At 36.3% G+C, this 12,849-nt stretch carries 11 protein-coding genes; 4 read left to right on the plus strand and 7 right to left on the minus strand.

What is annotated here, in order from left to right; genetic code table 11:
* The first annotated feature begins 318 nt into the window (after nt 1–318).
* Complete coding sequence (locus tag AN964_RS15515) at nt 319–1,788, plus strand: aminotransferase class I/II-fold pyridoxal phosphate-dependent enzyme (RefSeq protein WP_055740558.1); 1,470 nt, start codon at nt 319–321, stop codon at nt 1,786–1,788.
* A gap of 73 nt (nt 1,789–1,861) precedes the next feature.
* On the opposite strand, the gene AN964_RS25645 is transcribed toward AN964_RS15515, so the two are convergent.
* The 7 genes from AN964_RS25645 to AN964_RS15550 form a co-directional block, all read right to left on the minus strand.
* Entirely contained in the window at nt 1,862–1,984 is a 123-nt protein-coding gene (locus AN964_RS25645) for a GapA-binding peptide SR1P (protein ID WP_083489456.1), read from the minus strand.
* Nucleotides 1,985–2,673: 689 nt separating this feature from the next.
* On the minus strand, nt 2,674–4,086 hold the full coding sequence (gene lpdA, locus AN964_RS15525) for a dihydrolipoyl dehydrogenase (protein ID WP_055740559.1): 1,413 nt from the start codon (nt 4,084–4,086) through the stop codon (nt 2,674–2,676).
* A 6-nt stretch (nt 4,087–4,092) separates the two neighbouring features.
* Nucleotides 4,093–5,403, minus strand: coding sequence for a dihydrolipoamide acetyltransferase family protein (locus AN964_RS15530; RefSeq protein WP_055740560.1), 1,311 nt, complete (start codon nt 5,401–5,403; stop codon nt 4,093–4,095).
* Between the two features lie 130 nt (nt 5,404–5,533).
* Nucleotides 5,534–6,511 carry an alpha-ketoacid dehydrogenase subunit beta gene (locus AN964_RS15535; protein WP_055740561.1) on the minus strand — a complete coding sequence of 326 codons (978 nt, stop codon included), beginning with the start codon at nt 6,509–6,511 and terminating at the stop codon, nt 5,534–5,536.
* Between the two features lie 3 nt (nt 6,512–6,514).
* Entirely contained in the window at nt 6,515–7,627 is a 1,113-nt protein-coding gene (gene pdhA, locus AN964_RS15540; protein ID WP_055740562.1) for a pyruvate dehydrogenase (acetyl-transferring) E1 component subunit alpha, read from the minus strand.
* Between the two features lie 482 nt (nt 7,628–8,109).
* Nucleotides 8,110–8,754 carry a YkyA family protein gene (locus AN964_RS15545; RefSeq protein ID WP_055741261.1) on the minus strand — a complete coding sequence of 215 codons (645 nt, stop codon included), beginning with the start codon at nt 8,752–8,754 and terminating at the stop codon, nt 8,110–8,112.
* Between the two features lie 275 nt (nt 8,755–9,029).
* Complete coding sequence (locus AN964_RS15550; RefSeq protein WP_055740563.1) at nt 9,030–9,800, minus strand: Cof-type HAD-IIB family hydrolase; 771 nt, start codon at nt 9,798–9,800, stop codon at nt 9,030–9,032.
* A gap of 726 nt (nt 9,801–10,526) precedes the next feature.
* Between AN964_RS15550 and AN964_RS15560 the strand changes: the two genes are divergently transcribed.
* The 3 genes from AN964_RS15560 to AN964_RS15570 form a co-directional block, all read left to right on the plus strand.
* Nucleotides 10,527–10,739: a DNA-dependent RNA polymerase subunit epsilon gene (locus AN964_RS15560; protein WP_055740565.1), complete on the plus strand. Its 213-nt coding sequence runs from the start codon at nt 10,527–10,529 to the stop codon at nt 10,737–10,739.
* Nucleotides 10,740–10,743: 4 nt separating this feature from the next.
* Nucleotides 10,744–12,411 (plus strand): ribonuclease J1, encoded by a 1,668-nt coding sequence (gene rnjA, locus AN964_RS15565; RefSeq protein WP_055740566.1) that lies wholly within the window; start codon nt 10,744–10,746, stop codon nt 12,409–12,411.
* Between the two features lie 131 nt (nt 12,412–12,542).
* Nucleotides 12,543–12,849, plus strand: a 307-nt coding sequence (locus AN964_RS15570) for a transposase (protein ID WP_161809259.1), incomplete at its 3' end; no start/stop codon positions are given.

The raw sequence follows: 12,849 nt of genomic DNA on the forward strand, positions 1-12,849 counted from the left end.
CTATTTGCAAAGCATAGGTTAAATGCTATAATTCATTTGTTTTATGAATGGCTCTTTTCTTAAACTATTTTGCTTTTGTAAACGAAATCCTAGGTAACAGGCTGGTTTGGTTAAAAATAAATAATCTTTGTCAGAAAAGATGCCCCGAAACTAAGCCCTGCTTAGGATTTATAACCTATTACAAAAAGCGATAATTATTACGAAAACAGCCCATGTATTTATTTTTTATCCTTTTTCATTAAAGCAAATAATATCTATGTGTAATAATAAATAGGGATATTAGTAAATTTATTTCAACTAAAAGAGGTGCATAACAAATTGTCGCAATATGAAACTCCTTTATTTTCTGGGTTAATGGAACATGCAAAAAAGAACCCAGTGCAATTCCATATTCCAGGCCATAAAAAAGGAAACGGAATTGATCCTGAATTTCGAGAATTTATCGGTGATAATGCATTATCTATCGATTTAATTAATATTTCTCCGCTTGATGATTTACATCAACCAAAAGGAATGATTATGAAAGCGCAAAGGTTAGCTGCTGAGGCATTTGGTGCGGATCATACATTTTTTTCCGTGCAGGGCACAAGTGGAGCCATTATGACAATGGTCATGGCCGTTTGTGGACCTGGCGAAAAAATAATTGTACCAAGAAATGTGCATAAGTCTGTTATGTCGGCGATTGTGTTTTCTGGAGCAACTCCTGTGTTTATTCATCCTGAAGTTGATCCAAAGTTAGGAATTTCCCATGGCATTACTACTGAATCCGTTTCAAAAGCGTTACAGCAAAATCCAGATGCAAAAGGTGTTTTAGTCATAAATCCGACGTATTTTGGTGTTGCTGCAGATTTAAAGAAGATAGTGGAAATAGCCCATTCCTATCAAGTTCCCGTACTTGTTGACGAGGCACATGGTGTTCATATTCATTTTCACGAGGAATTGCCTATATCAGCTATGCAGGCAGGGGCTGATATGGCAGCTACAAGTGTACATAAGCTTGGTGGTTCCTTAACACAAAGCTCCGTTTTAAATGTACGCGAAGGGCTCGTAAATGTCAGCAGAGTACAGACTATTTTAAGTATGCTCACAACGACATCGACTTCTTACATTTTATTAGCTTCCCTTGATGCAGCTCGAAGAAGACTTGCAACAGAGGGGAAAGAATTGATTGATCAAACGATTCGTCTGGCAAATTCGATTCGTGAGCAAATCAACGGAATTGATCATTTATACTGCGTAGGAAAAGAGATATTAGGAACAAAAGCAACTTTTGATTATGACCCGACCAAACTGATTATTTCCGTAAAGGATTTAGGCATTACTGGATTTGATGCGGAAAAATGGCTTCGTGAGGTATATAATATTGAAGTTGAATTATCAGACCTTTATAATATTTTGTGCTTAATTACCCCAGGCGACTCAGAGAAGGAAGCAAATATACTAGTTACAGCCTTACAAGAATTATCAAGACAATTTTCTCATCTAGCCGGTTCTGTTCATATCGAAGTAATGCTTCCCGATATTCCTTTGCTCGCATTATCTCCGCGAGAGGCATTTTATTCGGAAACAGAAGTCGTTCCTTTTGAGGAATCCGTCGGCAGAATAAGTGCAGAATTTATTATGGTCTACCCTCCTGGTATCCCAATTTTCATCCCAGGGGAAATCATTACCGAGGATAATTTAAAATATATTCAAAAGAATATCGAGGTTGGATTACCTGTTCAAGGTCCGGAGGATTTCGAACTAAAAACCTTAAGAGTCATAAAAGAGTATAAAGCTATCCGCTAATTTTCTCCCCGTTAATGGGGAGTTTTTTTATACAAAAAGAGAGTGTACTTCTATACACTCTCTTGAATATTTGTTATTCCTCTTTTTTCTCACTATGATTACAGCATTCACAGCAATTAGAGTAAAGAATACTAACCTTCTCATCCTCAAAATGATCGATTACTGTGTTACAAGATTGACATACAATAGTTCCCATTTTCATTCTTCCTCTCCAGAAATATTGAAAACGCTTTACCTTCTAAAACAATAATAATATATCACATTGAGGATTTCAAGGGTAATTTGTATAACACATTTAGGTAAATAGGTATATTTATTTACGATTACATGAAGCAATTTCTTATCAATGGTTGCTTTTCGTAATAGTAATAAATTCAACATTTGACTTTGTCTCGGGGCATCCCTTCTTACAAAGCCTCATCACATTTGAACAATAACAGTTTTTATCTAGAGTTTCATATATAAGGCGACACAGTTTAAGAAAAGAGCCGTTATAAAAAAGCCATTCTGGAAGGTAACATTTGGTGCAGGAAAAACTGAAGTAAAAAATAGGCGGATAAACTCGCAATTGTAATGAAAATGGTCATTCTATTTGATTTAACAATCATCCTGGTTAGTAAAAAGGCCAAATATAAAAACACAAGAAACATGAGGACTTTATATAATAAATGATCCCGATTCGACAGCCACTCTGCAAAAGTAAAGCAGCTCCACACGATTAATTGAAAAAGAAAGGCAACATAGTTTTTCATTTTATCACCATCGAATTTTAGATGAAATTCTATTAATATTCCTATTATATGCATTTTAAAGGCCATTTTAAAACCGGATTGACATGATTAGATAAAAAAACAAAAGCATCCAAAAGGATGCTTTTATTTGTAATTATTTAATGATATGAATTGGTGTTCCAAGCGCTACTTCTGCAGCTTCCATTGTGATTTCACCTAAAGTTGGATGCGCATGAATTGTCATCGCAATATCTTCAGCAGTCATTCCTGCTTCAATAGCCAGACCGATTTCAGCGATCATATCAGATGCGCTAGTTCCAGCTACTTGACCGCCGATAACTAAGCCATCTTCTTTACGAGTAACTAATTTTAAGAATCCATCTGTACTATTTAATGCAAGAGCACGTCCGTTAGCAGCAAATGGGAATTTAGCTGCAACAACTTCAATACCCTCTTCTTTAGCTTGCTTTTCAGTATAACCGACAGTAGCTAGCTCTGGCTCAGAGAAGACAACTGCTGGCAAGCCTAGATAATCGATTTCAGAAGGATGTCCGGCAATTGCTTCTGCAGCAATTTTTCCTTCATATGATGCTTTATGTGCTAGTGCAGGACCAGCAACAATATCACCAATTGCATAGATGTTTGAAACGTTTGTACGGCATTGCTTATCAATTTTGATAAGACCGCGTTCTGCCATTTCAACGCCAACTTGTTCTAGACCCATTTCATCCGTATTAGGACGACGACCAACTGTAACTAATACATAATCTGCTTCTACTGATTTTTCTTCGCCTTTAGCTTCATATGTTACAACTACACCGTCTTCGTTTTCTACAACGCCTTTTGCCATTGCATTTGTAACGATTTCCGCACCTTTTTTCTTCAAGTTTTTAGATACGATAGATGTCATTTGTTTTTCAAATGCACCCGCGAAAAGCTCTGCGCTGCCTTCAAGAATCGTTACTTCTGTACCAAAGTTAGCATATGCAGAACCAAGTTCCACACCGATAACTCCGCCACCGATAATCACTAATTTCTTAGGAATTTCCGGTAAGTTAAGGGCACCAGTAGAATCGATTACACGTTTTGAATATTTGAATGTAGGAATCTCAATTGGACGAGAACCAGTTGCGATAATCGCATTTTTAAATGTATAGGTTTGAGCAGATTTTTCATCCATTACACGTAATGTGTTTGCATCTACAAAATATGCTTCACCTTTTACAATATTTACTTTGTTTCCTTTTAAAAGGCCTTCTACGCCGCTTGTTAATTTATTAACAACGGAACCCTTCCATTCTTGAACCTTTGCAAAGTCAACTGTTACATTCTCAGCAGAAATACCGATATCATCAGAATGCTTTGCTGTTTCATAACGGTGTCCTGCATTAATTAATGCCTTAGATGGAATACATCCAATGTTTAAGCATACACCACCAAGATTTGCTTTTTCTACAATTGTTACTTTTTGACCAAGCTGTGCTGCACGAATTGCTGCAACATATCCACCAGGGCCTGCACCGATTACTATCGTTTCTGTTTCAATAGGGAAATCTCCAACTACCATTTTTTATTACGCCTCCATTAGTAATAATTCTGGATCGTTCAACAAGCGCTTGATTTGGTTAAGTGCATGTTGAGCGGTTGCTCCATCGATAATACGATGATCAAAGCTCAATGATAATGCTAACACAGGTGCGGCTACAATTTCACCATTTTTTACTACAGGTTTTTCTGCAATTCGACCAATTCCTAGAATAGCAACCTCTGGATGGTTGATAACAGGAGTAAACCACTGGCCACCAGCAGAACCAATATTCGTAATGGTACAAGAAGCACCCTTCATTTCATTTGGCGCTAATTTGCCTTCACGCGCTTTTGTAGCAAGTTCATTAATTTCACTTGAAATAGAAAATACGGATTTACGATCTGCATTTTTTACCACTGGAACTAATAAACCTTTATCTGTATCTGCTGCGATACCGATGTTATAGTAATGCTTTTGAATAATTTCGCCTGCTTCATCATCAATGGATGTATTTAAAGTAGGGAATTCACGTAGAGCACTAACAAGTGCTTTTACAACGTAAGGCAAGAATGTAAGCTTAATACCTTTTTCAGCAGCAACTTCCTTGAATTTCTTACGATGTGCAACTAGTTTTGTTACATCTACTTCATCCATTAAGGTAACATGTGGAGCTGTATGTTTTGAATTCACCATTGCTTTTGCAATTGCTTTACGAATTCCGCTCATTTTTTCACGAGTTTCAGGGAATTCACCTTCTGGAATTACAACTTGTGCTGCTGCAGCAGTAACTTTTTCTTCTGCAGCTTGTGGTGCCTCAGCTTGTGTGCTTACTGCTTGGTTTCCACCACTAGCAAATGCATCGATATCTTCTTTTTGAACACGGCCATTATTTCCGGATCCAGTTACTAGACGAATATCTACACCTTTTTCACGAGCATATTTACGAACGGAAGGCATTGCAATAACACGACGATTCGGGTCCACTTCCGCAGTTTGAGAAGCTTCGGCAGTTGCTTGTGGAGCAGGAGCTGGAGTCTCAGCCTTTGCAGGTTCCGCCTTTTCTTCTGTTTTTGTTTCTTCTTCCCCGTGATCACCTTTAAACTTCAAATCTTCATAGCCAGGGGCATCAAATTTAATAAGTACATCACCGACAATAGCCACTGTTCCTTCTTCTACTAGAACCTCCTCTACAGTTCCAGCAACTGGAGATGGAATTTCCACTACTGCTTTATCATTTTGTACTTCACAAAGTACATCATCTTCATTTACTTTATCGCCTGGTTTAACAAACCATTTAACGATTTCACCTTCATGAATACCTTCACCTATGTCTGGTAATCTAAATTCAAATGACAATGTTGTTCACCCTCCTATAGTAAAATTTTTAAAGTCCATAGCCCTTCTGTAGGAAGGGCTATAATCTTATTCTCGACTAGCTACAGCGCCTTTCGGCTAGCGGATGAGCAAGGCGCTTTCGCATTTGATATTAAAAAGTAAGTACTTTTTTAGCTGTTTCCATAATATCTTTGTGATTAGGAAGCCAAACAGATTCTGCTTGTGAGAATGGGTATACTGTATCTGGTGCAGCTACACGTAATACAGGTGCTTCTAAACTTAAAATAGCACGTTCGTTAATTTCAGCTACAACATTTGCAGCGATACCTGCTTGTTTTTGTGCTTCTTGGACAACAATGGCACGATTTGTCTTTTCTACTGAAGCAATAATCGTATCTACATCAAGCGGGCTTACAGTTCGTAAATCCACAACTTCTACGGAGAAACCTTCTTTTTCAAGTTCTTCAGCAGCTTTTATGGATTCATGAACCATTGCTCCATAAGTAATAATAGATAGATCTTTCCCTTCACGCTTCACTTCTGCTTTACCAAGCGGAATCGTATATTCACCTTCTGGAACTTCTTGACGGAAGGAACGGTAAAGCTTCATATGCTCTAAGAAGATAACCGGATCGTTATCACGAATTGCAGAAATTAAAAGTCCTTTTGCATCATATGGTGAAGATGGAATAACCACTTTTAATCCTGGTTGTGAAGCTACAAGACCTTCTAAACTATCTGCATGAAGTTCAGGAGTATGAACACCACCTCCGAATGGAGAACGAATCGTAATAGGTGCATTCATACTGCCGCCAGTACGATAACGCCAACGTGCCATTTGGCCGTTTACAGAATCGATTACCTCATATAAAAATCCAAAGAATTGAATCTCTGGGACAGGACGATAACCTTGTGTTGCCAAACCAATTGCAAGACCACCAATACCTGATTCTGCAAGTGGTGTGTCAAATACTCTATCTTCTCCAAATTCTTTTTGAAGACCTTCTGTCGCACGGAATACGCCGCCGTTAACGCCAACGTCTTCACCGAATACCAATACATTCTCATCATTCTTAAGTTCTGTGCGTAATGCATCGGTAATTGCTTGAATCATTGTCATTTGCGCCATGGCTTATTTCGACTCCTTTGCTTTATATAATTCATTCTGTTCTTGTAAATTATGAGGCAGCTCCTCAAACATAACAGAGATTAAATCTGTAACTTTTTGTTTTGGAGTATCGTCGGCTTTCTTAATTGCAGCCTTAATATCTTCTTTTGCCTGTTCGATAATTTCGTTTTCTTTTTCTTCGCTCCATAAGCCTTTGTTTTCCAAATACTTGCGGAAACGTACAATCGGATCTTTTTTCTCCCACTCGTTATCTTGTTCAGATGTACGGTAACGTGTAGGATCATCTCCAGCCATTGTATGTGGACCGTAACGATAACACATTGTTTCAATCAAGGTTGGACCTTCGCCATTTATAGCACGCTCGCGAGCATCTCTTACTGCTACATATACTGCTAATGGATCCATACCATCGACTAATTGTCCAGGAATACCAGCAGCGACAGCTTTTTGTGCAATGGTCTTAGCAGATGTTTGCTTTTCCCGTGGAGTAGAGATAGCAAATTGGTTATTTTGAACAACAAATATAGCAGGAGCTTTAAATGCACCGGCAAAGTTAATTCCTTCGTAGAAGTCACCTTGAGATGATCCACCGTCACCAGTATATGTAATCGCTACTGCTTTTTTATTGCGTTTTTTCATACCTAGTGCTACACCTGCTGTTTGGACATATTGAGCACCGATAATAATTTGCGGAGGAAGAACGTTAACACCTTCAGGGATTTTCATTCCTCCAACATGACCGCGGGACCATAAGAAAGCTTGATATAATGGTAGACCATGCCATACTATTTGAGGCACATCACGATAACCTGGTAAAATAAAGTCCTCTTTCTCTAAAGCAAAATGGGATGCGATTTGAGAAGCCTCTTGTCCAGCAGTCGGAGCTACGAAGCCTAGTCGTCCTTGTCTATTCAATGAAATAGATCTTTGATCAAGAATACGAGAGTAAACCATACGACGCATTAATTCTTGAAGCTGTTCATCTGATAAATCCGGTACTGCAGATTCATTTACAACTTCACCATTTTCATTTAAGATCTGAAACATCTCAAATTGCTCTTCAATCTTTTCGAGCGTCTTTTTCGGGTCTAATGGTGCTTTTTTTGTTGAAGCCATATTAAAGTCACCTCTTCCTTTCTTATAAAAAATATAGTTTAAAGTATTAACTATCCGTTATTACGTTTTAGATGAGCCGCACATCCCTTTTTAGGGTAAATTTATGAACCATTTATCTTATTAATATGTGGGACAACATACAAAAATAGGTTACCCAAAAACACCATGAAATAATGTTTTCTTCTAACCTTTTTTATAGTTAAAAACGTATTAACGAAGTAAACCTTTACATTCTAAAAACTGTATTAATAAAAATCCATTTCTTATTAATACAATCTGTTAATTCCTCTAATAGATTACATCAAAACTTCTAACCAGTCAATCAATTAAACCACACAGACAATACTTTTCTAACATAACATTTTAAATTATCTCCATTACAAACTAAAAACTGTATTAGTCAGATTAATGTATCTGTACTATAATAATGAATTTTTCCTTTATAAAATAAAAAACAGGGCATTAACATCCCTGTTTTTACTTTATGAGTTGTTTTTCTCAATTCCTGCATGCTTATAAAATTCTAATTTCTTCTCATTATATATTTTGGTTTCATTATTAAATTTTTTATTCGCCTTCATTACTGAGGAGAATGAATCATTTGTAGCATTTATTTGCGCTTCTAAATTATTTAAAGAAACATCCTTTTGTTTTAGTAACTCGTATAATTTTTGGTCAGCATCCAATCCGGTCATATATGCTTTATAAAGCATTTCATGTGTTGCATATCTTTTTCCCATCAAATCATATAAAAGGGAAGCTTCATCCTTTAACTTTTGATCCTTTAATTCTGTCATTACTGATTTCATTTTAAGAAATTCTTTTTGAGACAATAGCATCGATGCTTGTTCCTTATCCATTCTTTCTTTTCTTTCCTTAATATTTAACAACGCTTTATCTGAAAGTTTTACAACTTTTTTAAAGTCTTTCGTACCTAAGTCCATTATTTGTTCAAATATAGCTGTTTCTTCTGATTCAAGCTTCGCTAAAGGTGATTGCTGGTTTTGAAATCCTTTTTCCTTCGAAACCGTATCTTCTAAAATTTGATAGATTTTTTCCTCTGGTTTGGTCTGACATCCGGCTAAACACACACACAGACACATTAACAATATACAGAAGCGAATCATTGCCACGACTTATCCTCCTTATATTCGGTGCATTTTTACTATATAAATAATTCTAAATTTTAGCAATAGTGAAGGCTGTCTAATTCTCGTAAAGTCGATTCTTTTCATATTTATGCAGCATTTTAGAAGATATGACTTTTTGATAGATTATCCGTTTTGTAATATATGACATAATTACGAGACCTTTTTATAGATTTAAAAACCAAAAAAAAATCCGACTAAATCGGATTTATTAGGTAAATATATTAACTTTGCAATGCTTTATTTTTATATCTTTATATTAAATGAAGCTTCTTCAATCCGTTAAAAATCCCATCCTCTGCTACATCATTGGTTATCATATCAGCATTTTGTTTTACAATGTCAGTGGCATTTCCCATAGCCACACCTGTACCTACTGTACTTAACATTTCAATATCGTTTAATCCGTCTCCAAAAGCGAAAACGTCTGAAAGTTTAAAGCCAAGTCTTTCTATCATTTTCTTAATACCTTCCGCTTTTGAACCTCCTTTTGGAATGACATCCATGGATAATTCATGCCAGCGAATAAATAATATTTCCGGAAAATGGTCTCTATAATAGTTTTCATCTTTTTCCTCGCAGAAAAGTAAGGACTGATATATTTCTTTGTCTTTATAGAAATCCGGATCATATTCCGGTTTCATTAATTTTAAACTTTCCATACTTGTTACTATAGATTCATCATATTGGACATTCGCTTTCATGGTTTTTTCATTTAAAAAAACGAGGGGATGTTGACGGGATTTTGAAATGTTAACCAAGGACTCCAATAAGTTCGTTTTTAGCGGATTTTTATATATTACTTCATTTTCAAATACAACATATTGACCATTGAAACATACATATGATTCAATTTCCAGGTCCTTCCTAATATGTTCAAACATAAATGGCGCCCTTCCTGTGGCAATCGCTACATATACACCATTTTTCTTAAGTTCAAAGATAGCTTCTTTCGTGGAAGCTGGAAGGTTTTTATCATGATCCAATAATGTTCCGTCAATATCAAAAAAAACTATTTTGTTCATTCTTTTAAACCCCAATCTATCGTTCTCAACATTTATATATTTTTTTATCCGAATCTTACCCTATATGTTTCCTACCTATTTGTCAATTTCCCTATGCAATCCAAAAATACCCAAGAAAGAAGCATGTATTATTACATATACTATAAATAACAAATGCCCAAGAGCCCTAGACATTCTGCGTACGGATTTCGTAGTTTTCTACGCGACCAAGGAAATAGACATTGATGCTAGCAGTAGTCAATTTTTTTCAAAAGGTATACACATGCTTAAATTTATAATTTCCGATAAACAATAAGAAATTCTTGTCCGCCTTTACTTTCCCGCAGATTTCATTAAAATAATAGGTAGGAGTGAACCGCCATGTTAAAAAGGCTAAGAAAAAAGCTAGTAAAGCAATGGAAGGATTTGCTAAGGAAAAAACAAATTGCATAAGGTTCTGTTTTTCTTAAAACATTCCGCTATTATTCATTATTAAAATGGATATTATATATAAGTAGAAATATCCTGACGAATTGATATTAAGACTATTACAACGGCCAGAATACTAAAATTTGTATGAAAAGAATTGCTAAACATCGGATAATGATTTGTCCCTCCCGAGTAGGGACTTATTCCTTATAAATTACCTTCATCATTTAAACTTATGATGAAAAAACTATAAAATCTTGTTAACTTTTTATATAATAGAAAAAGTTACAATTGATTCGGAGTTAGGAGAGAAGAAAGATGATGTATAAAGTTTATTATCAAGAAGATAAGTATGAAGTACCTGTTAGAGAAAAAACAAAAACAATTTTCTTACAAGCAAATTCGGAACGTGAGGCCCGCCAATTACTAAAAGACCGTCAAATTAATATCGAATTTGTACAACGCGTAGAAGGCCCGTACTATGAATACGAGAAGCAGCAAGAATATTTTAAAGTAACGGAGATTAGGTAACTATATGAAATTTGTAAAAAATGATCAAACTGCGGTTTTTGCCCTTGGCGGTTTAGGGGAAATCGGAAAAAATACTTATGGCGTACAGTTCCAAGATGAAATTATCTTAATTGATGCTGGAATTAAGTTTCCGGAAGATGAATTGCTGGGGATTGACTATGTAATTCCAGACTATACTTATTTAGTAAAAAATGTGGATAAGATAAAAGGATTGTTTATTACTCATGGTCATGAGGATCATATTGGCGGAATTCCATATCTGCTTCGGCAAGTAAACATTCCAATTTATGGCGGAAAACTGGCGCTTGGACTGCTAAAAAATAAATTGGAAGAACACGGTTTATTACGTCAAACCACCTTTCACGAAATTCATGAGGATGATGTTATCAAATTCAGAAAAACATCTGTAACCTTTTTCAGAACTACTCATAGTATTCCAGATTCTTATGGAATTGTAGTGAAAACCCCACCTGGTAACATTGTTCATACCGGAGATTTTAAATTTGACTTTACTCCTGTTGGAGAGCCTGCAAACTTGACGAAAATGGCGGAAATCGGAAAAGAAGGAGTCTTATGCCTTCTATCTGATAGTACCAATAGTGAAGTACCAAACTTTACAATGTCGGAAAGACGTGTCGGAGAAAGCATACAGGATATTTTCCGAAAGGTCGATGGCCGTATTATTTTTGCTACTTTTGCATCTAATATTCATCGACTTCAACAGGTTGCCCAAGCAGCAGTAGCAAATGGCAGAAAAATTGCCGTATTTGGCCGGAGTATGGAGGCGGCAATTGAAATTGGGCATGATTTAGGTTATATTCAATGCCCAAAGGATACATTTATTGATGCAGGACAAATTAATCGCCTGCCCGCAAACAAAGTAACCATTCTTTGTACAGGAAGTCAGGGGGAGCCAATGGCTGCCTTATCCCGGATTGCTGGTGGTACACACCGACAAATTCAAATCCAGCCTGGTGATACGGTTGTCTTTTCATCATCGCCTATTCCTGGTAATACCATTAGCGTGAATAGAACAATTAATTTACTTTATCGTGCTGGTGCTGATGTAATCTATGGACCTTTAAATGATATCCATACTTCTGGTCATGGCGGACAACAAGAACAAAAGCTAATGCTAAGATTAATTAAGCCAAAATTCTTTATGCCAATCCACGGGGAATACCGTATGCAAAGAATGCATGCACAACTTGCAGTAGATTGTGGTGTTCCGGAAGAAAATTGCTTTATTATGGACAATGGTGAAGTGCTTGCGCTTGGCAGTGATGTTGCTCAGGTAGCAGGAAAAATCCCTTCCGGTAATGTTTACATCGATGGAAATGGTATAGGGGATATTGGAAATATTGTGTTGCGGGACCGCAGAATCCTATCGGAAGAAGGACTTGTTGTCGTAGTTGTTTCCATTAATATGAATGAATTTAAAATTGCATCCGGACCGGATATTATTTCTAGAGGCTTCGTTTATATGCGTGAATCTGGTGACTTAATTAATGAAGCTCAAAATCTTATCACAAAGCACTTGAATAAAGTAATGGAACGGAAAACATCTCAGTGGACAGAAATAAAAAATGAAATAACAGATACGCTTGCACCGTTTTTATACGAAAAAACAAAGCGTCGTCCTATGATAATGCCTATTATTATGGAGGTGTAATTATAGGATCACAAAAAAATGGCAGCCAGGGCTGCCATTTCAGACTGTAGACAAACTCGATGAAGATCGAGCTTGCCTACAGTCTTTTTTGTTTTAAAATATAAATAGAAATAATACTTGGGGTGATGAAGATGCTTTCAAAACATAATTCCATTCAACGTGATCAAGTAGAAATGATCGCTTTAGACCAGTTGGTTCCCGAAAATCATTTAGTCCGAAAAATGGAGGCAGCGATTGATTTCTCTTTCATTTATGATTTAGTGGAAGAAACATATTCCGCAGTTGGACGCCCAAGTATTGATCCCGTGATCTTGATTAAACTTACCTTTATTCAATATACATTTGGCATTCGTTCGATGCGTCAAACGATTGAAGAATTAAAAACGAATATGGCCTATCGCTGGTTTCTTGGTTATGGTTTCTATGATAGAGTCCCTC

Origin of the sequence: Heyndrickxia shackletonii (assembly GCF_001420715.1) — a bacterium.
Taxonomy (GTDB): Bacteria; Bacillota; Bacilli; order Bacillales; family Bacillaceae_C; genus Margalitia; species Margalitia shackletonii.

Excerpts from the sequence above, each read along its gene's own strand:
- AN964_RS25645 (WP_083489456.1), bottom strand. The coding sequence starts at position 1,984 with ATGGGAACTATTGTATGTCAATCTTGTAACACAGTAATCGATCATTTT.
- lpdA (WP_055740559.1), bottom strand. The coding sequence starts at position 4,086 with ATGGTAGTTGGAGATTTCCCTATTGAAACAGAAACGATAGTAATCGGT.
- AN964_RS15535 (WP_055740561.1), bottom strand. The coding sequence starts at position 6,511 with ATGGCGCAAATGACAATGATTCAAGCAATTACCGATGCATTACGCACA.
- pdhA (WP_055740562.1), bottom strand. The coding sequence starts at position 7,627 with ATGGCTTCAACAAAAAAAGCACCATTAGACCCGAAAAAGACGCTCGAA.
- AN964_RS15545 (WP_055741261.1), bottom strand. The coding sequence starts at position 8,754 with ATGATTCGCTTCTGTATATTGTTAATGTGTCTGTGTGTGTGTTTAGCC.
- AN964_RS15550 (WP_055740563.1), bottom strand. The coding sequence starts at position 9,800 with ATGAACAAAATAGTTTTTTTTGATATTGACGGAACATTATTGGATCAT.
- AN964_RS15560 (WP_055740565.1), top strand. The coding sequence starts at position 10,527 with ATGATGTATAAAGTTTATTATCAAGAAGATAAGTATGAAGTACCTGTT.
- rnjA (WP_055740566.1), top strand. The coding sequence starts at position 10,744 with ATGAAATTTGTAAAAAATGATCAAACTGCGGTTTTTGCCCTTGGCGGT.